We start from the raw sequence: 22,897 nt of genomic DNA on the forward strand, positions 1-22,897 counted from the left end.
GCTCAGCCCGACGAGCGGTCGTGCGCCGATAGCTGCCCGGCGATCGCCTTCTTGTCGACCTTGCCGATCGGTGTGGTCGGCAGCGTTGACATCGGGAACAACACATCGGGCCGCGCGTGAGCGGCCACCCCGCGCCGGTCCAGGTGCGCGTTCAACTCCGCCAGCGTGATCGGCGGACCGGTGAAAACCACAGCCGCACAGATTCTTTCGCCGAGGTAGGGATCGGGAAGCGGCACCGCGGCCGCCGCGAAGATCTCCGGGTGGCGCAGCATCTGCTCCTCGAGGTCGGCCGCGGAGATCGATTCACCGCCGCGGCAGATGACGTCCTTGACCCGCCCGGTGACCGTCAGATACCCGTCGCGCCGGAGCCGGACCAGGTCGCCGCTGCGGAAGAAGCCGTCGGGATCGAAGCACCGTTCGTTGTCGCGCTCGGCACGGTAATAGCCGTTGAGCGTGTACGGTCCGCGCACCAGCAGCTCGCCTTCCTCGCCCGGCTCGACCGGTTCTCCGTCGGTGTTCACCACGCGCAATTCGTCGGCCGCGCACAACGGCCGCCCCTGGGTGTGGTCGACGATCTCGGGCGGATCGCCCAGGCGGGTGTAGTTGAGCAGCCCCTCGGCCATCCCGAACACCTGCTGCAGCCCCGGGGTCAGGGTGGCACGAATCAGGCGGGCGTCGCCGGGCTCCAGCTTTGCGCCCCCAACCTGCAAAAGACGCAAGGACTTCGGCGTCACCGGCTCCCACTCGCAGGCCTGCGCCCACAGTTTGGCCAGCGCCGGCACCAGGGCGGTGACCGTGACGCCGTGCCGCTCGATGGCGGCGAAGGCGGCCTCCGGGCTGGGGTCGGTGGCGAAGACGGTGGTGGCGCCCACCGTCATGGCGCCGAGCAGGCCGGGGCAGGCCAACGGGAAGTTGTGCCCGGCCGAGAGCGTCACCAGATACACGTCGTCGCCGGTGAGCCGGCAGACCTGGGCGCTGGCGGTCGCGTTGAACACGTAATCCTCGTGGGTGCGGGGGATGAGTTTGGGAAGGCCGGTGGTGCCCCCCGAAACCAACAGCAGCGCAGGCGATCCCGGATCGTGCGGCGGCGCGGGGGACGCGGCGGCGTCCTGCCCGCAGAGTTGCGCCCACGAGGCGAACGGGCCCGGGTCGCCGTCGACGATGACGTGCGCGAGCCCGGGGTGGTCCGCGACGAGTTCGCGCGCCATCGCGCGGTAGTCGAAACCGCCTGCCGCATCGGCGATCACCAATCCCGTGGCCTCGCTGACGGCTGCGAAATGCCCCAATTCCGCCGCCCGGTGGCCGGGCAGACACATCACCGGGATGGCGCCCGCCCGTAACAAGCCGAACAGCGCCACCGCGAACTGGCATCCGTTCGGCAGCTGCAGCAGCACCCGGTCGCCCGGTGCGATGCCCAGGGCGCGCAGTCCCGCGGCGGCGCGGTCGGCGCTCTCGTCGAGCTGCGCATAACTCAAGCCGGCGCCGCCCACGGCGTCGAGCACGGCCGTCCGGCCGGGCCAGCGGTGCGCCGCGTCGCTCAGGATGGTGTCCAGCGTGCGCCCCGCCCAGTAGCCGGCCGCCCGGTAGGCGGCGGCCCGCTCGGCGGGGAACGGCACGAACCCTTCGATGGCCCCGGCCGGGGTTTGCCTTGTGTTCGCGGTCATTGGTCCTCGGATAAGGGGGGCGTAGTAGCGGCGATCCGTGAGTAAGGATAGGGTAACCACAACTTAGGGCAGCCTGTGCTAATTCAGGGAGGGTTCGTGGTGCGTGCCTCGGCGCGCTCGGAGGACGTCCGGGCGGAGGTGGCCGAACTGTTGGGCGTCGGCACCGACGACCTCGAGCCGGGCGCCAACCTCATCGGCCAGGGCCTGGACTCCATCCGCATGATGACCCTGGCGGGCCGCTGGCGGCGCCAGGGCATCGCGGTCGACTTCGCCACGCTGGCGGCCACCCCGACCATCGAGGCCTGGGCCGACCTGCTCGCCACCGATTCCCGGGACGGGGCCGTCGCGCCGCCGCCCGCCGAATCATCGGACGAGGCGGCCGGTGAGCCCTTCCCGCTGGCGCCGATGCAGCACGCGATGTGGGTCGGCCGCCAGGACGGCCAGCGGCTGGGCGGGGTGGCCGGACACCTCTACGTCGAATTCGACGGCGGCGCCATCGATCCCGAGCGCCTGCGGGTGGCGGCCACGGCGCTGGCCCGGCGCCATCCGATGTTGCGCGTGCAGTTCCTGCCGGACGGCACCCAGCGCATCCCCGCCGCCGGGGCGGGCGACGACTTCCCGGTCACGGTCGAAGACCTGCGCCACCTTGGCGGCGACCGAGTCGATCAGCGGCTCGCCGCTATCCGCGACGCCAAATCGCACCAACAACTCGACGGCGCGGTGTTCGAGCTGGCGCTGACCCGGCTGCCCGGCGAGCGCTCGCGCCTGCACGTCGACCTGGACATGCAGGCCGCCGATGCGATGAGCTATCGCACCCTGATGGCCGACCTGGCCGCGCTCTACCTCGGGCGCGAGCTGCCCGCACTGGGCTACACCTACCGGCAGTACCGGCAGGCCATCGAGGCGGAGGAGGCGGGCCCACAGCCGGCCCGCGACGCCGCCCGCGAGTGGTGGGCGCGGCGCCTCACCGAGCTGCCGGACCCGCCGGCGCTTCCCACCACCGGCGACCGCGGCTCGCGCCGCAGCACCCGGCTCTGGCACTGGCTGGACCCGGACACCCGCGACGCCCTGTTCGCGCGCGCGCAGGCCCGCGGGATCACCCCCGCCATGACGCTGGCCGCGTCGTTCGCCAACACCCTGGCGCGCTGGTCGACCACCTCGCGTTTCCTGCTGAACGTGCCGCTGTTCGGCCGCCAGCCCCTGCACCCCGACGTCGACTCGCTGGTCGGCGACTTCACCTCCTCGCTGCTCCTCGACGTCGACCTCACCGGCACCCGCACGCCGGCGGCGCGGGCACAGGCGGTGCAGGACGCGATGCGGACCGCCGCCGCGCACTCCACCTATCCCGGACTGTCGGTGCTGCGGGACCTCGGCCGGCAGCGCGGCACCCAGGTGCTGGCGCCGGTGGTGTTCACCAGTGCCCTGGGACTCGGCGCGCTGTTCAGCCGCGAAGTCACGGCCCAATTCGGCACGCCCGCTTGGATCATCTCCCAGGGTCCGCAGGTGCTGCTCGACGCTCAGGTCACCGAGTTCGACGGCGGGGTGCTGGTGAATTGGGATGTCCGCGAGGGCATCTTCGCCCCGGGTGCCGTCCAGGCGATGTTCGCCTACCACATCGACGAACTGCTCAGGCTCGCCGCCGCCGACGACGACTGGGACGCGCCGGGGCCGGCGCCGCTGCCGGACGCGCAGCGCGCGGTGCGCGACGCCGTCAACACCCGCACCGCCGCGCCCAGTGGAGAAGCGTTGCACGACGGATTCTTTCGGCAAGCCGAGCGGCGGCCCGACGCGCCCGCCGTGCTCGCCGGTTCCGGTGACCTCAGCTACGGGCAGCTGCGCGACCAGGCGCTGGCGGTGGCCGCCGCGCTGCACGCGGCCGGCGTCGGCGCCGGCGACACGGTCGCCGTGGTGGGCCCGAAAACCGCCGAGCAGGTCCCGGCGCTGCTGGGCATCCTGAGCATCGGCGCCGTGTACCTGCCGATCGGCGCCGACCAGCCGCGCGATCGCGCGGAACGCATCCTGCAGACCGGCGGGGTGCGCCTGGCCCTTATGTGTGGCGGGCAGCGGCTGGCGCTGCCGGTGCCCGAATTGATCCTCGCCGATGTGCTGCGCGACGCACCCCTTCGCGCCGACATGCGCTGCCCGAGAATCGATCCCGCCGATCTCGCCTACGTGTTGTTCACCTCCGGCTCGACAGGCGAGCCCAAGGGCGTCGAGGTGACGCACGACGCCGCGATGAACACCGTGGAGTTCATCGCCCGCCACTTCGAGATCGGTCCCGCGGACCGGTGCCTGGCCCTCTCCACGCTCGAAGGCGACATCTCGGTGATGGACATCTTCGTCACCCTGCGCACCGGCGGGTCGATCGTGGTCGTCGACGAGGCTCAGCGCCGCGACCCCGACGCCTGGGCCCGCCTCATCGACACCCACCGGGTCACGGTCTTGCACTTCATGCCGGGCTGGCTGGAGATGCTGCTCGAGGTCGGCCGCGGACGGCTGTCCTCGGTGCGGGTGATCCCCACCGGTGGGGACTGGGTGCGCCCCGAGGTGGCGCGCCGCCTGCGGGCCGAGGCGCCCGGCCTCCGGTTCGCAGGCTTGGGTGGAGCCACCGAAACCCCGGTCCACAACACCATTTTCGAGGTCATCGATCCCGACGAACTGCCGGCCGACTGGACCGCACTGCCCTACGGCGTCCCGCTTGCCAACAATGCCTGCCGCGTCGTCGACGACGCGGGTGACGACTGCCCCGACTGGGTCGCGGGCGAACTCTGGGTGTCCGGGCGGGGGATCGCCCGGGGTTATCGCGGGCGTCCGGACCTCACCGCGGAGCGCTTCGTCGAGCACGCGGGCCGGACCTGGTACCGCACCGGCGACCTCGCCCGCTACTGGCCCGACGGCACGCTGGAATTCGTGGGACGCGCCGACCACCGGGTCAAGATCAGCGGGTATCGCGTCGAACTCGGCGAAATCGAGGGCGCGCTGCGCCGGTTGCCGGGGATCGCGATCGCGGTCGCCGCGGTGGTGCCCGGATCCGGTGCCTCCGAGGTGCTGGCCGCCGCAGTCTGCCCGGAACGCGCCGGGTTGACCGCCGAGCGGATTCGGGAGCTGATGGGCGAACTCGTTCCCGCGCACATGGTTCCGCGTCACGTCGCGCTGGTCGAGCGCATCCCGTTCACCAACGCCGGCAAGATCGACCGCCGCGCCGTCGCGCGCGACCTGGCTGCCCTGGCCCCGCTGTCCGACCGGCCCGGCTACCGCGCCCCGTCGACGCCGCTCGAAGGAGCCCTCGCCGCGCTCCTCGGCGAGTTGCTCGGCGTGGAGCAGGTGGGTCGTGACGACGACTTCTTCGCCCTCGGCGGCGACTCGGTCCTGGCCACCCAGGCGGTGGGCCGCATCCGGACCTGGCTGGACACCCCCCGCCTCATGGTCGCCGACATCTTCGCCACCCGAACCGTCGCGGCGCTCGCCGACCTGCTTTCCGGCCGTGAGCCGGACGGCGCACGGCTGGATCAGGTGGCCGAGCTGTACCTCGAGGTCATCCACATGGACGCCGACGCAGTGCTGTCGGCTGCTCACCAAACCGGGGAATCCGGTAGGGCGCAATGACCTTCAACCCCGTGGTGAGCATGCCCACCGAGTTCGCATCCTGGATCAAGCGGGTGCCCGGCAGGAACGGCGGCCGGCGGCCCGGCGCGACCGTCGTGTTTCCGCATGCCGGGGCGGCCGCGGCGGGCTACCGCGCGCTGGCGACCGCACTGGCCGCCGGCGGCGACACATACATCGTGCAATACCCGCAGCGCGCGGACCGGCTGGACGATCCGGCCCCCGACACCGTGCACGACCTCGCCCACGGCCTGTTCGATGCCGGACCCTGGAGCCGGGTCGCGCCGCTGCGGCTGTTCGGCCACAGCATGGGCGCCGTCGTGGCGTTCGAGTTCGCCAGGATCGCCGAATCCCGCGACACGGCCGTGCAGCGCCTGTGGGTCTCGGCCGGGCCGGCGCCGTCCGCCGTGGCCGGCATGCCCGAACTCCCCACTACCGACGACGGATTGCTCGCCGACATCTCCGATCTCGGCGGCACCGATCCCGAGCTGCTCGCCGACGAAGAGTTCGCCGAGCTGCTGATCACCGCGGTGCGGACCGACTACCAGGCGGTCAACCGCTACCGGTGCGCCCCCGACGCCCGCATCGCTACCGACATCTCCGTGCTGGGGGCGCGCGACGACCACCGCGTCGATCCGGCCGCCTTGCGGCTCTGGCGGAACCACACCGCGGGCGGCTTCGAGATCTTCCTCTACGACGGCGGGCACTTTTATCTCAACGAACACCTCGACGCCGTCGCGGAGCGGGTGAACGCCCATGCCTGACAAAGGGTTCGACGGCGCGTCCGACCCGGTAGCGATCGTCGGGATGGCCCTGGAAGCGCCCGGCGGTGTCGACACCGCCGACAAGTACTGGGAACTGCTGTCACACGGGCGTGAGGCGCTGGGGCCGTTTCCCACCGACCGGGGCTGGCAAGTCGGCGAGCTGCTCGCCGGCTCGCGGCGCAGCGGGTTCAAGGAGATCCACGATCGCGGTGGCTTCCTCTCCGGTGCAACGACATTCGACCCCGAATTCTTCGGCATCTCCCCGCGGGAGGCCGTGGCCATGGACCCCCAGCAACGCGTCGTGCTCCGGGTGTCGTGGCGTGCCCTGGAAAACAGCGGCATCAATCCCGACGACCTGGCCGGACACGATGTGGGGTGCTTCGTCGGAGCCTCGGCCACCGGATACGGACCGCAGATGGCCAGCTTCTCCCGGCACAGCGGCCATTTGCTCGCCGGGACCGCGCTGAGCGTGATCAGCGGCCGGGTCGCCTACACGCTGGGGCTGGCCGGACCGGCGCTCACGGTGGACTCCTCGTGCGCGTCCGCGCTGGCCGCGTTCCACGTCGCCGTGCGCTCGGTGCAGAACGGGGACTGCGACCTGGCGCTGGCCGGCGGGGTCAACGTGCTGGGATCGCCCGGGTTTTTCGTCGAGTTCTCCAAGCAGCACGCCCTCTCCGACGATGGCCACTGCCGCCCCTACAGCGCGCAGGCCAGCGGAACGGTGTGGGCCGAGGGGGCGGCGATGTTTGTGCTGCAACGCAAATCGGCAGCGCTGCGCGCGGGTCGCCACGTCGTCGCCGAGGTGCGCGCCACCGCCGTCAACCAGGACGGCCGCAGCGCCGGGCTGAGCGCCCCCAGCGGGGACGCGCAGGTCCGCCTGTTCCGGCGCGCCATGACGCAGGCCGGGATCGGCCCCGAAGACGTCGGGATGGTCGAGGGCCACGGCACCGGCACCCGGCTCGGCGACCGCACCGAGCTGCGGTCGCTGGCGCAGACCTACGGCGACACGGCGCCCGGTGGCGGCGCACTGCTCGGTTCGGTCAAATCCAACGTCGGCCACGCCCTGGCCGCCAGCGGGGCGCTCGGGCTCGCCAAGGTGGTGGTCTCCGCCGAGCACGGGGCCATCCCGCCGACGCTGCATGCGTCGGCGGCCAGCCCGGAAATCGACTGGGACAGCCAGGGATTGCGCCTGGCGACGGCACTGACGCCGTGGCCCGCGATCGGCGGCCGACGGATCGCGGCGGCGTCGGCATTCGGCATTGCCGGCACCAACGCGCACGTGATCGTCTCCCTCCCCGAGGTCGCGTGATGCTGACCTCCCCGTTGCCCGACAGCCGCGTGCCGGTGGTGCTCTCGGCGCACGACGAAGGGCTGATCGGTCAGGATGCCCGCGCCATCCTGGACTACCTGGGCCGGACCGGCCCAGCCACCGACACCGCCGACGTCGCGTCCACCCTGCTGCGGCTGCGGCGGGTACGGCGGCACCGCGCGGTGGTGCGGGCGCGTGACCGCGGCGAGCTGCTCTCCGGCCTGTCCGCGCTGGCCCGCGACGAAGAGCACCCGCTGGTCACCCGGTCCTCACTCGGCGCCGCCCCGTGCATCGCCTTCGTGTTTCCCGGTCAGGGCAACCAATGGCACTCGATGGGAGCCGATGCCTACCAACGGCTTCCGGCGTACCGGGCCGAGGCCGACCGATGCGCTCAGGCCTTCCGCACCGCCGGGCTGCCCTCGCCGTTGCCCTACCTGACCGGCGGGCTCGACCGGAACTGGTCGCGCACCGAAATACAGGGAGCGCAGTTCACCCACGCGGTCAGCCTGGCCCGCCAATGGCAATCTCATGGCGCGCTGCCCGCCATCGCCATCGGTCACAGCCTCGGCGAGGTGGCGGCGGCGTATGTGGCCGAACGGATATCGTTGCCCGACGCGGCCGGACTGGTCGGCGCCCGCGCCACGATCGTCGACCACTTGGCGGGGCAGTACGCGATGGCGGTGCTCGGCGCCGGGGTCGACGAGGCCGAGCGCCTGATCGGCGAAACGGCGGGCTGGCTGGAAGTTTCGGCGGTCAACGGCCCGGCGTCGACCGTGGTGTCCGGCGACCGCGACGCCGTCGCGGCCGCCGTGCGGCTGGCCCGGCAGCGGGGCGTGTTCACCCACCAGCTCTCGGTGGATTACCCGGGACACACCAGCGTCCTGCGCCAATTGCGCGCCGCGTTGGCGGAGCGGGCGCCACGCTCGGCATTCCGGGACAGCCCGGTGCGGTTCATCGGCTCGACCTTTGGCGCCGAGGTGGGCAGCGACGCGGACTTCTCCCGGTACTGGTATGAAAACCTCTGCAGCACCGTTCGTTTTGACCGAGCCGTGGGGGCGGCCCAGCGGCTGGGCGCGAACGTGTTCGTCGAGATGTCCGCGCACCCCTCGCTGCTGTATCCGCTCGCGGACCTGATCGGCGAGGCGGCGGTGGCCGTCGGCTCCGGTCATCGCGACGGCGCGATCGTCGACACACTGGCGGCGAACATCGCGGCCGTGGCGACCGCCGACCCCGGCTGCCAATGGGCCCGCGCCGTCCCCGGCGGCCTGCGAGCACCGCTGCGGGGCTTCCCGAACGCGCCCATGCGGGCGGTACACCTGTGGGCGGCGCCGGAGCCGCTGACCGCGACCGCTCCGCCGGCCCCGGCACCCACCGTCGTCGTCGAGGACTGGGAGCAAGCGGCGCCATCGGCTGCGCCGGGTGCCGACGTCGGCGTCCTCGCCGTCGCGCCGACGGATGAGCCTCTGACGCGCCGGCTGCTCGACGCCGTTGGGGCGCACGGCGGTTGCCGGGTGGTGCCGCCGACCGACGCGGAGATCCTCGCGGTCATCGCGCCGCGGCTGGACGCGCCGGACCCCGCGGCCGCGGTCGAGCAGATCGGCGGCCGCCCGGACGCCGGCCTACCCGACTACGCCGCGCTGATCGGTCCGCGCTGCCGGACCGTGTGGCTGCTCACCGCGGGCGCCGAAACCGTCGAACAAAACGATTCCGATGCCGTCCCGGCGCAGGCGGCGCTGGCCGCGATGCATCGCAGCGTCGGGTTCGAGTTCCCCGAGCAGACCTTCGGACATCTCGACCTGCCGCACCGGGACGTCGACGCCGTAACGGCGCGCGCCGTCGTCGGCGCCCTGCTCGGCGAGGCGGCCGAGGTGGCGCTGCGGGGCGGCGAATCGCCGCAACCCTACGTCCGGACCTTCCGGGAATGCGCCGACTCGGCGGCCGCACGGCCGCTGACCGCCGACGCGCTGGACCACGTGGTCATCACCGGCGGCAGCGGCGCCATCGGCCTGCAGTATGCGCGATACTGCATCGAGCGCGGGGCGCGGACGGTCACGCTGTTGAGCCGCAACGGCATCGACGGGGACACGCTGCGCCGGCTCACCGAAGGCCACGGCGCCGACGTGCATGCCCCGCGCTGCGACATCACCGACCCCGCGGCTGTGGCGGACGTCGCGGCCCGCCACGCCGGCCCGGGCGCGTCGTTGCTGATCCACACCGCGGGCATCGCCGAGGCCCGCTCCCGGTCCGAGCTGACCGGCGCCCACGTGGCGGCGGTGTGCGGCGCCAAGGTTCGCGGCCTGGCGGTGCTGGCCGAGGTGTGGCCGCTGCGGCCGGATTGCCGAATCCTGGCGTGCTCTTCGGTGTTCGGGGTGTGGGGCGGCCACCATCACGCGGCGTATGCCGCCTCCAACCGGCTGCTCGACGTGTTGGTCGCCGGGCTGCGGCGCAGGGGACGCGACGGCATGGCGATTCGGTGGGGACTGTGGCAAACCGCCGGCGTGGTGGCGGCCGAGGAACTCACCCGCACCCAACGCTCCGGCCTGATCGCGATGGCTCCGGACCGGGCGATCCAGGCGAGCCTGCACCGCTACGACGGTGATCCGCTGATCTTCGACGCCGACCTCGACCGGCTCGGGGTCTTCTTCGAAAGCCAAGGCGTGCCAATGCCGTTCACGCCACCGGTGGAGGAAGCCGACGGTCCCGCCGCCCGATCGCTCGCTGCGGTGGTGCGCGCCGAACTCGTCGCGACGCTGCACCTGGCCGACTCCGTCTCGATCGACCCGGGCGCACCGCTCATCGACCTCGGGGTCGACTCGCTGCTCGCACTCGACCTGCGTAAGCGGCTGCGCCGGACGGTCGGAAGCTCGGTGCCGGTCGCCCGCATGCTCGGCGGTATCACCCTCGACGAATTGATCGACGCATTGAGTGCCGGCCCGGCCGGCGGGTCGCGGGACGGCGCAACGCTCGACGCTCCCGAAGGCAGAAAGGTTGGACTCCCAGCGTGACGGACACCACCGGGACCAGGGCCCGTCTCGACGACGAGCGCCTGGAGATATTGCGCCGCAAGATCACCGAGCGGGGCCTGGGCAGCCCGGCCACCCAGGCGGTCGCGACCGACACACGGCCGCGCATGTCCGCCGGCCAGCACCGGATGTGGTTCGTGCAGTCGGTGGACCCGGACAGCGCGCTGCTCAACGTCTGTGTCTCCTACCGCGTCACCGGCCCGGTCGACCCCGGGCGCCTGCGGCGCGCGGTCGACGCCGTGGCCGCGCGGCACTGCGTGCTGCACACGACCTACGCCATGGGCCCCGATGGCGACCCGTATCCGGTCCTCCGGGACGGGCTGCGGCCCGAGTGGGCGGAGCACGACCTGTCGGAGCTGACCGAGCAGGCCCGCCGGTTGCGGTTGGACGTGCTGGCGCAGCGGGACTTTCGCCGGCCCTTCGACCTGGCGAACGATTCACCGCTGCGGGTGACCGTGGCGCGCCTGTCGGCCGACGAGTTGATGTTGCTGATCACCGCCCACCACGTCGCCTGGGACGACGGCTCGTGGACACCGTTCTTCGCGGACCTGACCCGCGCCTACATCGACCCGGACGCCTTCGCGGGCGAACCCGCGTCGGCGGCCCCACCGCCCGACGACGCCGCGGATCCGGCGGCGGACATCGAGTACTGGCGGCCCCTGATGGCGAATCTGCCCGAACCGCTGGAACTTCCGGGGCCCAACGGGTCGGTGGTGCCCAGCACCTGGCGCGCACAACGCGCCACGAGGCGGTTGCCGGCGGCCACCGTCGACCGGGCTGCGGCGTTGGCGCGGGAAACGGGGGCCACTCCGTACATGGTGCTGATGGCCGCGTTCGCTGCGCTGGTGCACCGCTACACCCAGTCGACGGACTTCCTCGTCGCCGCCCCCGTGCTCAACCGCGGCGTCGGCACCGAATCGGCCATCGGGTACTACGGGAACACCGTGGTGCTTCGGCTGCGCCCGGAGCCCCACCAGACGTTCCGCGAGCTGCTGGCGCACACCCGGGACAGCGCGGTGGGCGCCTTCGCCCATTCGCGCGCCGACCTGGACTGGCTGGTGCGGGAGTCCAATCCCGATCGCCGGCACGGCGCCGACCGGATGACCCGGGTGAGCTTCGGGCAGCGGGAGCCCGACGGCGCCGGCTTCTGCCCGCCCGGCGTGGCGTGCGAGCGCGCGGAGCTGCGCGGCCAGTTCAACCAGCTGCCGTTGAGTGTCATGATCGAGCCGGCCCGCGCCGCTGACGGCTCGGGCGGCGCGCTGGTCGAAGCCGAGTACCTGGTCGAGGTGCTGGACCGGCAGCTGATCGATCAGCTGCTGCGGCACTACGCCGTGTTGCTGGACGACGCGCTGAGCAACCCCGACACCGCACTGTCGGCGTGCGCGCTGATGGACGCCGACGACGCCGAGTGGTTGCGCAGGGCCTCGACCGGTGACGACTTCGAAACGCCCGCCACCACGTTGCCCGCGCTGGTCACCCGCCGGGTGGCGCTGTCGCCCGACGCCGTCGCCGTCGTCTACGAGGGACGCGAGTACAGCTACCGCGAGATCGACGAAGAGTCGAATCGGCTGGCGCACTGGCTGATCGAGCAGGGCATCGGCACCGAAGACCGCGTCGCGGTGCTGCTGGACAAGTCGCCCGACTTGGTCATCACCGCGCTGGGCGTGCTCAAGGCCGGCGCGGTCTACCTGCCGGTGGACCCCACCTATCCGGCGGATCGGCTGGCCTTCATCCTCGGCGACGCCGACGCCAAACTGGTGCTGCGCGAACCGGTTACCGGGCTGTCGCGGTACCCGGCGACCGCGCCCGCCGAGTTGGTGCGGCCGCTCAGCCCGCAGAACACCGCGTACCTGATCTACACCTCGGGTTCGACCGGGCTGCCCAAGGGCGTCCCGGTGCCCCACGCGCCGATCGCCGAGTACTTCGTCTGGTTCGGCGACGAGTACCGCGTCGACGAAACCGACCGGCTGTTGCAGGTCGCATCGCCCAGCTTCGACGTCTCCATGGGCGAGATCTTCGGCACGTTGATCATGGGCGCCCGCCTGGTGATTCCGCGGCCCGACGGGCTGCGCGACATCGGCTACCTCACCGAACTTCTCGGCCGCGAAGGCATCACCTCGATGCATTTCGTGCCGTCGCTGCTCGGGCTCTTCCTGTCGCTGCCCGGCGTCGGCCAGTGGCGCAGCCTGCGGCGCGTCCCCATCGGCGGGGAGGCCTTGCCGGGTGAGATCGCCGACAAGTTCCACGCCACCTTCGACGCGCTGCTGTACAACTTCTACGGTCCGACCGAAACCGTCGTCAACTGCACGAGTTACCCGGTGGAAGGGGCCCAGGGCACCCGGGTGGTGCCCATCGGCCGTCCCAAGATCAACACGCAGGTGCACCTGCTCGACAACGCGCTGCGGCCCGTTCCCGCTGGCGTGATCGGCGAGATCTACATCGGTGGAACACATGTCGCGCACGGATACCACGGCAGGCCGGGGCTGACGGCCGAGCGTTTCGTCGCCGACCCGTTCACTCCGGGCCGCCGGTTGTACCGCTCGGGCGACCTCGCTCGCCGCAACGCCGAGGGGGACATCGAGTTCGTCGGCCGCGCCGACGAACAGGTCAAGATCCGCGGCTTCCGCATCGAACTGGGCGAGGTCGCGGCCGCCATCTCGGTCGATCCCAGCGTGGGACAGGCGGTCGTGCTCGCGATGGACCTGCCCCGGTTGGGCAAGAGCCTGGTGGGATACGTGACGCCGGCCGAGGGCGGGGGTCCGGAAACCGTTGAGGTCGAACGGATCCGCGCCCGGGTGGCCGCCGCGCTGCCGGACTACATGACCCCGGCGGCCTACGTGACGCTCGCGGAGATCCCCATCACGGCGCACGGCAAGATCGACCGCGCCGCGTTGCCCCAGCCGCAGATCGCGGCGGCCGCGCAATACCGCGACCCGACCACTGCCACCGAACGCCGCGTCGCGGCACTGTTTTCCGCGCTGCTCGGCCACGACCGGGTGGGTGCCGACGACTCGTTCTTCGACTTGGGTGGTCACTCGCTGGTGGCCACCAAACTGGTGACCGCGATTCGCTCGGAGTGCGGGGTGGAGCTCGGCATCCGCGACGTGTTCGAGCTGCCGACCGTGGGACTGCTGGCGGAGCGGGTCGATCAGCTCAGTGCCGGCGCGGTCCGCCCGTCGCGGCCCAGACTGGTGGCGACCGTCCACGACGAGCCCCTGCCGCTGTCGGCCTCGCAGCTGCGTAGCTGGTTCGCCTACCGCGTCGACGGGCCCGGCTGGGTCAACAACATTCCCTTCGCCGCGAAACTGACCGGGCCGTGGGACGTCGAGGCCCTGATCGCCGCGGTCGGTGACGTCGTCGCCCGCCACGAGATCCTGCGCACCTCCTACGTCGAGGTGGACGGCGTTCCCTACCAGGTGGTCGGGTCGGGCCAGGAGGTTTCCGTGCGCCGCGCCACCGGCCCCGACGACGCCTGGCTGCAACGGCAACTGGACGCCGAGCGCCGGCACTGCTTCGAGCTGGACCGCGAGGTGCCGGTCCGGGTCGCGGTGCTGCACACCGCCGACAACCCCGCCGAGCACGTGCTGTCGTTGGTGATCCACCACATCGCCTCCGACCACTGGTCGGCCGGCGTGCTGTTCGCCGACGTGATGACCGCCTACCGGGCGCGCCGCGCCGGGGAGGCCCCGTCCTGGGCGCCGCTGCGCGTGCAGTACGCCGACTACGCGGCGTGGCAGGGGGCTTTCCTGGGTGACGCGAGCGGCCAGGAGTCCGCCGTGGCCGCCGGGCAGCGCGAGTATTGGGCGCGGCAGCTGGCCGGACTGCCGGAGGACACCGGGCTGCGGCCCGACTTCCCCCGTCAACCCGTGCCCAGCGGCGCCGGTGAATCCGTCGACTTCCGCATCGACGCGGCGACGCGCGCCAAGCTCGCCGAGTTGTCCCGGGAGCTGGGCATCACCGAGTTCATGCTGCTGCAAACGGCCGTCGCCGTGGTGCTGCACAAGGCGGGCGGCGGCCTGGACGTTCCGCTCGGCACGCCGGTCGCCGGGCGCACCGAGGCCGAATTGGACCAACTGATCGGCTTTTTCGTCAACATCCTGGTACTGCGCAACGATCTGACCGGCAACCCGACGCTGCGCGAGCTGCTCACCCGCGCCCGCGAGACGGCGCTGGCCGCCTACGCCCACCAGGACCTGCCCTTCGACCGCGTGGTCGACAGCGTCAGCCCGGTCCGTTCCCTGTCACGCAACCCGCTGTTCCAGGTCGTCGTGCACGTGCGGGACCAGCTGCCCGCCGCCCGGGTGGTCGAGCAGACGGTCGACGGGGGACCGGACACGGTGTGCACCTCGCTGGACCCCGTATTCGACATGGCGCACGCCGACCTCAGCGTCAACTTCTTCGGCACCGACGGCTCGAACGGCATCGGGTACAACGGCACTCTCATCTTCCGCACGGAGCTGTATGCCAGGACCACCATCGAGCGGATGGCCGGCTGGCTCACCCGCGTGGTGGCCGAGTTTGCCGACAACGTCGATCAGACTTTGCGAGATGTGCAGTTGACCGACGCCGACGAGCGGCGCCGGATGCTGGAGGGCTGGAGCCGCGGTGAGCGCGCGCCGCGGGACCGGCCGCGCACCATCCCCGACCTGCTGCAGCCGAGCCGAACCTGGGGACCCGACCGGATCGCGGTGCGCTGCGGCGACGAGCAGATCGATTACCCTGCGCTGCACCGCCGTTCGGACAACCTGGCGGCGCTGCTCGCCACGCGCGGGGTCCGGCCCGGGACGCTGGTGGGCCTGTCGACGCGGCGGGGACTCGACCTGGTGGTGGCGCTGGTGGCCATCATGAAGGCCGGGGGCGGGTATTTCCCGATCGACCCCGGCTACCCGGGGGCGCGCAAGCTGTTCATGCTCGAGGACGTCCGCCCGCCGGTGGTGGTGGCCACCGCCGACGCGGCCGACAGCATCCCCGAAGCCGCTGGCGTCACCGTGATCTCGCTGGACGACCCGCGCGTCCGCGACGCGATGCAGAACGGGGAGGCCGACCACCGGGCACTGCCCCTGCCGCACCCCGACGACCCGATGTACCTGGTCTTCACGTCGGGATCGACGGGCACGCCGAAGGGCGCGGTGGGCACCCATCGGTCGATGGCCGCCCGGCTGGACTGGCAGCTGCGGCACTACCCGCCGAGAACGGACGACGTCCGGCTGGCGCAGGCCTCGATGACGTTCCTCGAGGGCGGCATGGAGATGCTGGCCGGCCTGGCGGCGGGGGCCACCATGATCCTCGCCGACGATGCCGAGCACCGCGACCCGGAAGCCCTCGGGGACTTGATGACCCGGCATTCGGTCGCCCAGGTGACCGCGGTGCCCAGCCTGGTCTCCGCCCTCGTCGACAGCCGGCCCGGCGCGGTGCGGGCACTGTCCCGGCTGGTGTGCGGCGGGGAACCGGTGAGCACCCCGCTGCTGCAGCGGCTTGTGTCGGTGTGCGCCGGGGCGGACGTCGAGCTGTTGAACAACATCGGCTCGACCGAAACCTCCGGCGCGGTTTGCCGCGGGCGGCTGGAGCCGCCGCATCCGCTGGTGGGCAAGCCGGTCCCGGGGGCCGACGCCTACCTGCTCGACGACGCCCTGCGGCCGGTGCCGGTCGGGGTGGTCGGGGAGCTGTATTACGCCGGCGATCAACTGGCCCGCGGCTACTGGAAGCGGCCCGGGCTGACCGCCGCTCGGTTCGTCGCCAATCCCTTTGCCCCCGAACCGGGTTCGCGCCTGTATCGCAGCGGCGACCTCGCCCGCTGGACCGAGTGCGGCCGGCTGGAATTCGTCGGGCGCTCCGACCACCAGGTGCAGGTGCGCGGTTTCCGGGTCGAATTGGGCGAGGTGGAGGCGGCGCTGGCCGGAGTCGACGGCGTCGCGGCCGCGGCCGCCCGCACCTGGGAGGTGCACGGGGGCACCTCGCTCGCGGGATACGTGGTGCCCCAACGGTCGATCGCCGACGACAGCGAGAAGGCCTCGTTCGCGGCACGGGTGCGCGCCGCGATCGGCACGACGCTGCCCGGCTACATGATGCCGTCGTCGTTGACCGTCCTCGACGCGATGCCCAAGACCGACTCGGGCAAGCTGAACCGGCCCGCTCTGCCGCGGCCGGTGGTCAGCACCCGCGGGCGCGTCGAACCGTCGCGCACCGACACCGAACGGGCACTGGCGAAGGTGTTCGCCGAGCTGCTCTCGACGCCCGAGGTGGGTCGCTTCGACGACTTCTTCGCGCTCGGCGGCGACAGCATCCTGTCCGTGCAGCTGGCCTCGCGGGCGCGCGCGGCCGGCCTGGCCGTCAGCCCGCGGATGATCTTCGAGAACCCGACGGTGCAGCAGCTGGCGGCCGCGCTGGATGCGTTGGGCGCGAACGGCAATGACGCCAACCCGGCCGACGCCCGATTCGAGCCGATGAGCGCGTCGGGGCTGTCGGCCGACGACCTCGCCACCGTGGCGCAGCTGTGGTCGTCGTCGCGCGAGGGTGCGACATGACGGCCACCAAGGACGTCGCGCCCGGCATCGAGGACGTGATGGCGCTGAGCCCGCTGCAAGAGGGCCTGTACTCGCTGACCACGCTGGCCGAATTCGGCGACCGGGAAACCGCCGACGATCCGTACGTGATCGGGATGGCCGCCGACATCTCCGGCGCGCTCGACGCGGCGCTGTTGCGTGATTGCGCGGCAAAGATGTTGGGCCGACACCCCAACCTGCGGGCCAGCTTCTTCAGCCGCGGCATCGCCCGCCCGGTGCAGATCGTCCCGGCGCGGGTCGACCTGCCATGGCGCACCGTCACCGCCACGCCCGAGGACGTGCCGGCGTTGGAGGCCGGCGAACGCCGCCGCCCGTTCGACCTCGAACACGGGCCGGCCATCCGCTTCCTGCTCATCGAACTGCCCGGCGCGCACTGGCGTTTGGTGCTCACCGCCCACCACATCGTGATCGACGGCTGGTCGTTGCCGGTGTTCGTCAACGAGATGATGATGCTGTACCGGTCGGGCGGCGACCTGGCGGCGCTGCCCGTCACCCCGCGGCCCTACCGCGACTACATCGGCTGGCTGGCCAGCCGCGATACCGAAGCCAGCCAACGGGTTTGGCGCCGGCACCTCGAACGCCTCCCGGGCCCCACCCTGCTGGCGGCGGCGCTGGGCTCGGCGGACGACAAGCGGACCGCGCTGCCCCGCCCCACCGAACTGCGGATGCCCGCCCCGGCCACCGCGCGCATGGTCGAGCAGACCCGTTCCCGAGGCATCACCGTCAGCACGCTGATGCAGATGGCGTGGGCGCTGGTGCTCTCGCGGCTGATCGACACCCAGGACGTGGTCTTCGGGGTCACGGTGTCGGGCAGGCCGCCCGAACTGGCCGGCGTGGAGACCATGATCGGTCTGTTCGTCAACACCGTGCCCATGCGGGTGCGACTCGACCCGGCCGCCCCCGTCGGCGAGCAATGCCGCACCGTGCAGCGCACCGCCGCGCTGCTGCGCGAGCACGGCTACCTCGGGCATGCCCAACTGCGCGCGCTCGGCGGGGTCGGGGAGATGTTCGACACCCTGCTGGTCTACGAGAACTTCCCGCTCGACGGGCTGACCGCCGGCACCGAATTGACCGCCGCCGGCGCGACATTCCGGCCGTCGGCGCTGCAAACCCTGTCGCATTTCCCGATCACCGTCGCGGCCCACCTGGCCGGCGGCGAACTGGTGCTGCTGGTCGAAGCGATCGACGGCGCGCTGGGCGACATCCCACCCGCCGCCCTCGGCCGGCGGGTGCTCGTCACCGCCGAGCGGCTGCTGCGGGACTGGGAGCGTCCGCTGCGCCAGGTCAGCGTCCTCTTCGAGGACGAGGCGCTCCCCCCGGGTGCCGCGGGCGGCCCCGCCGCGGCGCCGGTCGGCATCCACACGCGCTTCGCCGGGGTGGTCGGCAGGGCCCCGGACCGCCTCGCGGTCAGCTGGGCCGGCGGCGCGCTGAGCTACCGCGACCTGGACGCCCTGGCCAACGGCCTGGCCGCCCGGCTCGCGGACCGCGGCGTGCGGCCCGAAACCCCGGTCGCCATCCGGCTTTCCCGCGGCCCGCAGTACATCGTCGCGATGCTCGCGGTGCTCAAGGCCGGCGGTGTGTGCGTGCCGATGGAGCCGGGGACGCCTCCCGAACGGGTGGCCTCGATCCTGCGCCAAACCGGCGCGTCCATCGTGCTCGACGAGGAGTCGATGGCGAACCGCGAACCCGCCGGCAGCGACTTTCGGCCCGTCGATGTGCCGCCCGGCCAGGCCGCGTACGTCGTCTTCACGTCGGGCACGACGGGAGAACCGAAGGGCGTCATCGGAACTCACGCGGCGGTGGCGGCCTACGCCGACGATCACCTGGACAAGGTGTTGCGGCGGGCGGCCTCCCGACTCGGTCGACCGCTGCGCATCGCGCACGCGTGGTCGTTCGCGTTCGACGCCGCCTGGCAGCCGTTGGTCGGGCTGCTCGACGGCCACGGTGTGCACGTCGTGGACGAGCCCACCCAGACCGACGCCGAGGCGCTGGTCGCGGCGATCGCCCAACACCGTGTCGACATGATCGACACCACCCCATCGATGTTTGCCCAACTCAGCGCGAGCGGTTTGCTGGCGGCGGTTCCGCTGGCCGTTCTCGCGCTGGGCGGGGAGGCGCTCGGCGCAACCGCCTGGGACCTCATCCGCGCCGAGTGCGCCCGCACGGGCATGACGGCCTACAACTGCTACGGCCCCACCGAGACCACCGTCGAGGCGGTGGTCGCCGCCATCGCCGAGCACGACGAGCCGTCGATCGGGCGGCCGACGTTGCACACCCGCGGCTACGTGCTCGACTCGGCGCTGCGCCCGGTGCCGCGCGGCGCGACCGGTGAGCTCTACCTGGGCGGCGCCCAGCTGGCCCGCGGCTACCTCGGCCGGCCCGCCGAAACCGCCCAGCGGTTCGTGGCCAACCCGTTCGCGGCCGGCGAACGCATGTACCGCACCGGCGATTTGGTGCGTCGAGGCGCCGACGACGCGCTGCAGTACGTGGGCCGCGCCGACACGCAGGTGAAGATTCGCGGCTACCGCGTGGAACCCGGCGAGATCGCTGCCGCCCTCGAATCCCATCCCGGCGTCCGGCAGGCGCGCGTGCTGGTGCGCCGGCGGCGCGGCGCCGCGCTGCTGACCGCCTACGTGGTGGTCGCCGACACCCGCCGGCCACCGTCGCCGGCCGAGCTGCGCGGCACGCTCGGCCCCCGGTTGCCGCGCTACATGATTCCGCAGCGCATCGTCACGGTCGACCAAATCCCGCTCACGGTCAACGGCAAGCTGGACGAGGCCGCGCTGAGCGCCCTCGACGCCGTCGAGGCGGGTTCCGCCCGCGCCGAGCCCGAAACCCCCACCGAAGCCGCGCTGGCCGAACTGCTTTCGGGGCTGCTGGAGCAGCCCCGGGTGGACGTGGCCGCGGACTTCCTGCAGCTGGGCCTGGACAGCATCACGGCCCTGTCGGTGGTGCAGGCGGCCCGCGCGCGGGGGATCGCCCTGCGCGCCAGGCTGATCCTGGAGTGCGCCAACATCCGCGAGCTCGCCGAGGCGATCGACTCCGAAACCGCCACCGCCACGAGCGATGCCGACGACGCCACCGGACCCATGCCCGTGCTGCCCAACGGCCGCTGGCTCTACGAACACGGCGAGCCGCGGCGACTGGCGCAGACCGAGGCCATCCGGCTGCCCGACGGCGTCACCCGCGAGCAGTTGGACACCGCGCTGGCCGGCGTCGTGGCCGGCCACGAGGTGCTGCGCACCCGCCTGGACCGCCCCACCATGACCCTGGTCCCGGCGCAGACCACCGGGATCGACCTCCTCGAAATCGAGGGCGATGGCGACCTGCGGGCCGCGGTCCCCGGACACGTCGCACGGGCGGTCGAGCGCCTCGACCCGGAACGGGGAGCGCTGCTGGCCGCGGTGTGGCTTCGGCCCCCGGCCGGGCCGAGCGTCCTGCTGCTGACCGCCCACGTCCTCGCGATGGATCCGGCGTCCTGGCGCGTGGTCCTCGGCGAATTGCACGCCGCCCTCACGGCATTGGCCACCGGCCACCCACCCGCCCCGGTCCGGGAGCACACCAGCTACCGGCGTTGGGCCGGCGCGCTCGTCGAGCGCGCCCACCGGCTGGACACGGTGCAATTCTGGGCCGCCCAGTCCGGGGGCGCCGACCCCGACCTCGGCGCCCGGCGGATCGACCCGGGCCGTGACCGGGCCCGCGATCTGCAGGTCCGCATGATCGCCGCGGACGCCGACACCACCGGCCGCCTGCTGGACTCCGGGCTGCCGTTGCCGCACCTGTTGATCGCCGCCACCGCGGCGACGGTGACGCGGTGGCGGCAATCGCGCAACCAGGCCACGCCGCCGCCCCTGCTGGCCCTGGAAACACACGGCCGCGCCGACGGTCTCGTCGACGGGCCGGGCGCGCACACCGTCGACACCGGCGACACCGTCGGGCTGCTGAGTTCCATCTACCCGATGCGGGTGACGTCGGCCGACCCCCGCGAGGTGGGCGAGCAACTGGCGGCCATTCCCGGGGACGGCCTGGACTACGGGCTGCTGCGCTACCTGCGCGCCGACACCGCCGAACGCCTCGCCGGGTTGCCCGGCCCGCAGCTGTTGCTGAACTACCTGGGCGCCGCCCACGCCGGCGGGGGGACCGGACTCACCCTGGAGCGCGAGCTGCTCGCCGGGGTGTCGCCGCAACCGGAACCCGATCTGGCGGTACGGCACGAGCTGACCATCGTGGCCGCCATGCTCACGCTCGGCGGACAGCGCGTGCTGGGCGCGCAGTGGCGCACGCTGCCCGACATTCTCGGCGACGCCGATGTGGCCGAGCTGCAACGCCTTTGGATGGAATCGCTGCGGGAGACGGTGACATGAGCACACTTGCGATCCTGGGCGCGGGAGCCAAGGCCGTCGCCGTCGCGGCCAAGGCGTCCGTGCTGCGGGACATGGGCGTCGACGCCCCCGAGGTGATCGCGGTCGAACGCATCGGCGTCGCGGCCAACTGGCAGGCCAGCGGCGGCTGGACCGACGGCGCGCACCGGCTGGGCACCAGCCCGGAAAAGGATGTGGGGTTTCCCTACCGTTCCGCGCTGGTGCCCCGCCGCAACGCCGAACTCGACGAGCGGATGACCCGCTACAGCTGGCAGTCCTACCTGATCGCCACGGCGTCATTCGCCGAGTGGATCGACCGCGGCAGGCCGGCGCCGACGCATCGCAAGTGGAGTCAGTACCTGGGTTGGGTCGCCGAGCAGATCGGCCTCGACGTGGTGCACGGAGAGGTGGAACGGCTGGCCGTCAGCGGCAACCAATGGGCGCTGCACACCCGCGACACCACCGTGCACGCCGACGCCCTGATGATCACCGGACCCGGGCAGGCCGAAAAGTCGTTGCTGCCCGGCAACCCACGGATGCTGTCGATCGCCCAGTTCTGGCACCGCGCCGCCGGACACGACCGGATCAGCGCCGAGCGGGTGGCGGTGATCGGCGGCGGCGAGACGGCCGCGTCCATGCTCAACGAGCTGTTCCGGCACCGGGTTTCGACCATCACCGTCATTTCCCCGCAGGTGACGCTGTTCACCCGCGGGGAGAGCTTCTTCGAGAACTCGCTGTTCTCCGACCCCACCGACTGGAGCGCCCTGACGCTGGCCGAGCGCCGTGACGCGCTGGCCCGCACCGACCGCGGGGTGTTCTCGGCCAACGTGCAGGAGGCGCTGCTGGCCGACGACCGCATCCGCCACCTGCGGGGCCGGGTGGCCCATGCGGTGGGCCGCGACGGGCAGATCCGATTGACCCTGTCCACCAACCGGGGCAGCGAAAACCTCGAAACCGTGCACGGTTTCGATCTGGTCATCGACGGCTCCGGCGCCGACCCGCTGTGGTTCACGTCGTTGTTCGGCCAGGACGTGCTGGACCTGCTGGAGCTCGGGCTCGGCGGCCCGCTGACCGCCGACACCCTGCAGGAGGCCATCGGCTACGACCTGGCCGTCACCGACGTCACGCCCAAGTTGTTCCTGCCCAACCTGTCCGGGCTGACGCAGGGGCCCGGATTTCCCAACCTCAGCTGCCTGGGATTGTTGTCTGACCGGGTACTGGGATCCAGTGGCGGCTTGGTGGGCCCGTCCGCGCACACGACAAGGAGACGCGATGAGCATCAACCCCTTCGATGACGACAACGGCACCTTCTTCGTTCTGGTCAACGACGAGGACCAGCACAGCCTGTGGCCCAGCTTCGCCGACAAACCGGCGGGCTGGCGGGCGGTCTTCGGCGAAGCGGGCCGCGCGGAGTGCCTGGAGTACATCGAACAGAATTGGACCGACATCCGGCCGAAGAGTCTGCGGGAATCGATCGAGCGACGCTGACCCGAGGCGGTGCCCGCCGCCGTAGCGTCACCGTAACGTGACCGGCCCGAGACACAAATGCCGGTCGCACCAGGCACACTTACACCAACTACACCGTGGTTTCGCGTAACCATGTGGGGGAC

9 protein-coding genes are annotated in these 22,897 nt (G+C 72.2%); 8 read left to right on the forward strand and 1 reads right to left on the reverse strand.

Annotation, left to right across the window (positions count from 1 at the left end; genetic code table 11):
* Positions 1–2: 2 nt before the first annotated feature.
* Complete coding sequence (locus U8D42_RS05640) at positions 3–1,664, reverse strand: (2,3-dihydroxybenzoyl)adenylate synthase (RefSeq protein ID WP_322858941.1); 1,662 nt, start codon at positions 1,662–1,664, stop codon at positions 3–5.
* Positions 1,665–1,760: 96 nt separating this feature from the next.
* On the opposite strand from U8D42_RS05640, the gene U8D42_RS05645 reads away from it, so the two are divergent.
* Genes U8D42_RS05645 through U8D42_RS05680 form a run of 8 tightly spaced genes read left to right on the forward strand, consistent with a single transcriptional unit; the run spans position 1,761 to position 22,775 of the window.
* A complete protein-coding gene (locus U8D42_RS05645; protein WP_322858940.1) occupies positions 1,761–5,270 on the forward strand; it encodes an amino acid adenylation domain-containing protein in 3,510 nt (1,169 codons plus the stop codon).
* On the forward strand, positions 5,267–6,031 hold the full coding sequence (locus tag U8D42_RS05650) for a thioesterase II family protein (RefSeq protein WP_090420646.1): 765 nt from the start codon (positions 5,267–5,269) through the stop codon (positions 6,029–6,031). Before U8D42_RS05645 ends, U8D42_RS05650 begins: the two co-directional genes overlap by 4 nt.
* Entirely contained in the window at positions 6,024–7,340 is a 1,317-nt protein-coding gene (locus tag U8D42_RS05655) for a polyketide synthase (RefSeq protein WP_322858939.1), read from the forward strand. Before U8D42_RS05650 ends, U8D42_RS05655 begins: the two co-directional genes overlap by 8 nt.
* Positions 7,340–10,345: a mycobactin polyketide synthase MbtD gene (gene mbtD, locus U8D42_RS05660; RefSeq protein WP_322858938.1), complete on the forward strand. Its 3,006-nt coding sequence runs from the start codon at positions 7,340–7,342 to the stop codon at positions 10,343–10,345. The genes U8D42_RS05655 and mbtD overlap by 1 nt, the downstream gene beginning before the upstream one ends.
* A complete protein-coding gene (locus U8D42_RS05665; protein ID WP_322858937.1) occupies positions 10,342–16,887 on the forward strand; it encodes a non-ribosomal peptide synthetase in 6,546 nt (2,181 codons plus the stop codon). The genes mbtD and U8D42_RS05665 overlap by 4 nt, the downstream gene beginning before the upstream one ends.
* Complete coding sequence (locus tag U8D42_RS05670) at positions 16,884–21,290, forward strand: amino acid adenylation domain-containing protein (RefSeq protein ID WP_322858936.1); 4,407 nt, start codon at positions 16,884–16,886, stop codon at positions 21,288–21,290. The genes U8D42_RS05665 and U8D42_RS05670 overlap by 4 nt, the downstream gene beginning before the upstream one ends.
* A complete protein-coding gene (gene mbtG, locus U8D42_RS05675; protein ID WP_322858935.1) occupies positions 21,287–22,582 on the forward strand; it encodes an NADPH-dependent L-lysine N(6)-monooxygenase MbtG in 1,296 nt (431 codons plus the stop codon). Before U8D42_RS05670 ends, mbtG begins: the two co-directional genes overlap by 4 nt.
* Entirely contained in the window at positions 22,560–22,775 is a 216-nt protein-coding gene (locus tag U8D42_RS05680) for an MbtH family protein (RefSeq protein WP_322858934.1), read from the forward strand. Before mbtG ends, U8D42_RS05680 begins: the two co-directional genes overlap by 23 nt.
* Positions 22,776–22,897 lie beyond the last annotated feature (122 nt).

The organism is Mycobacterium europaeum (assembly GCF_034555895.2).
Classification (GTDB): domain Bacteria; phylum Actinomycetota; class Actinomycetes; order Mycobacteriales; family Mycobacteriaceae; genus Mycobacterium; species Mycobacterium europaeum.